Source organism: Arthrobacter sp. 05L45_2 (assembly GCF_056397525.1).
The window spans coordinates 1-1,928 of record NZ_JBFTNO010000322.1 but is presented as its reverse complement, the minus strand read 5'-3'; the positions used below and the strand labels follow the sequence as shown (position 1 = coordinate 1,928).

Here is a 1,928-nt window from a genome sequence, read left to right as displayed (position 1 = left end):
GTCCAGGACCTGGCAGGCCTGGCGCAGGTGGCGCACGACGCCGGTATTCCGCTGGTGGTCGACGCCACCTTGAGCACCCCGTACCTCGTGCGGCCGATCGAGCACGGGGCGGACATTGTGATCCACTCCGCCACGAAGTTCCTTGGCGGCCACGGCACCACCCTGGGCGGCGTGATCGTCGAGAGCGGCCGCTTCGACTGGGGCAACGGCAAGTTCCCCACCATGACCGAGCCGGTGGCCTCCTACGGCAACGTCTCCTGGTGGGGCAACTTCGGCGAGTACGGGTTCCTCACCAAGCTGCGCTGCGAACAGCTGCGCGACATCGGCCCCGCCCTGTCCCCGCAGTCCGCCTTCCAGTTGCTGCAGGGCGTGGAGACGCTCCCCCAGCGTCTGGATGAACACCTCCGGAACGCCCAGGCCGTGGCCGAATGGCTGGAAGCCGACGAGCGCGTGGCTTATGTGAACTTCTCCGGGCTGCCCTCCCACCCGCATTTCGAGCGCGCCAAGAAGTACCTGCCGCTGGGCCCGGGCTCCGTGTTCTCCTTCGGCGTCAAGGGCGGCCGGGCCGCGGGCCGGAAGTTCATCGAATCCCTGCAGTTGGCTTCGCACCTGGCCAACGTGGGCGACTCGCGGACGCTGGTGATCCACCCCGGCTCCACCACCCACCAGCAGCTCAGCCCGGAACAGCTCGAATCAGCCGGCGTCCCGGAGGACCTGGTCCGGATCTCCGTGGGCCTCGAGGACATTGAGGACATCCTGTGGGACCTGGACCAGGCCCTGGACGCGGCGTCTGACATGGCGGCCGACGGTGTATCCGCGGAAGCGGCGCATCGCGCCGCCGAGGAACGAGGCGGTGTGTCTAAGCCGTGTGCGGATGCACTGTCGGCCGAAGCGTGCACGATTGGAGCGAACTGATGACTGAAGCAACCCGCACCTGGACGGGACCGTCCGCGCCGGAACGCCTGGCCCTGCTGCGCCAGGCGAAGTCGATCGCCATAGTGGGCGCCTCGGACAAGCCCTCCCGCGCGAGCTACTTCGTGGCGACGTACCTGCAGTCCTCCACTCGGTACAAGGTCTATTTCGTGAACCCGGTGGTCAAGGAGATCCTGGGCGAACCGACGTACGCATCGCTTGCGGACCTGCCCGAGAGCCCGGACATTGTGGACGTTTTCCGCAAACACGACGACCTTCCCGGGGTGCTGGACGAGGCCGTCGCGGCAGGCGCCAAGACCCTGTGGCTGCAGCTCGGCTCGTGGCATGAGGATGTGGCGAAGGAAGCCGAAGCGGCCGGGCTGGACGTGGTGATGGACCGCTGCGTGAAGATTGAGCATGCCCGTTTCCACGGCGGCCTGCACCTGGCCGGCTTTGATACCGGGGTCATTTCCTCCCGGCGCCAGGTCCTGGCCTAGGCCGCCAGGCCCCGGGCGAAGGTCGCCCGCGCCGCCCGGCGCTCCGCCCAGGCTGAGCGTCCGGCCTGCCGGCGGACCCTGCGGCCCCGCACTACAGCCGGGCTACGGCTTGGTGGTGGGGAAGGCAGTCGGGACGGCCGGCAGTGTCGGCAACGGTGCCGGATTCAGGCCGCGGCCGTTGTGGCCCGGAACGCCCGGCGTCACAGGCCGGTGTGGGGGCGTAGGCAGGACCCCGCCGCGGCCGACAGCAGGTGCCGTGGGCGCCGCGCCCTGCCGCTTCGGCGCGTGCGCTGTGGCCTCGGTGGCCGGGGTTCCCGGGGCCGTGGCGGCCGGGGATGTGCCCGCCGGGACCGGCGCCGGGACGGCCGGGACCTCGGAGGGTGCGGATGTTACGGGCGCCGGTGTCCGGGTCGGGGCGGCGGGCTGGAAGATGATGCCCAGCGTGTGGCCCACGTTGGCCCGGAAGTCATGGCTGGACGCGGCCACCGCGCCGGCCCCGAGGCTCATGGCACCCACCAC

The 1,928-nt window shown here is 70.4% G+C and carries 2 protein-coding genes and 1 pseudogene; 2 read left to right on the top strand and 1 reads right to left on the bottom strand.

Annotation, left to right across the window (positions count from 1 at the left end):
* Nucleotides 1-915: PLP-dependent transferase (locus AC1DHD_RS16020; RefSeq protein ID WP_476880655.1), on the top strand; the 915-nt coding region annotated here is incomplete at its 5' end.
* Complete coding sequence (locus AC1DHD_RS16015; RefSeq protein ID WP_476880654.1) at nucleotides 915-1,409, top strand: CoA-binding protein; 495 nt, start codon at nucleotides 915-917, stop codon at nucleotides 1,407-1,409. The genes AC1DHD_RS16020 and AC1DHD_RS16015, both read left to right, overlap by 1 nt.
* A 102-nt stretch (nucleotides 1,410-1,511) precedes the next feature.
* Here the strand turns inward: AC1DHD_RS16015 and AC1DHD_RS16010 are convergent.
* Nucleotides 1,512-1,928, bottom strand: a pseudogene (locus tag AC1DHD_RS16010) (hypothetical protein); the annotation flags it as partial.

Coding starts and splice junctions, on each gene's coding strand:
- AC1DHD_RS16015 (WP_476880654.1), top strand. CDS start 915: ATGACTGAAGCAACCCGCACCTGGACGGGACCGTCCGCGCCGGAACGC.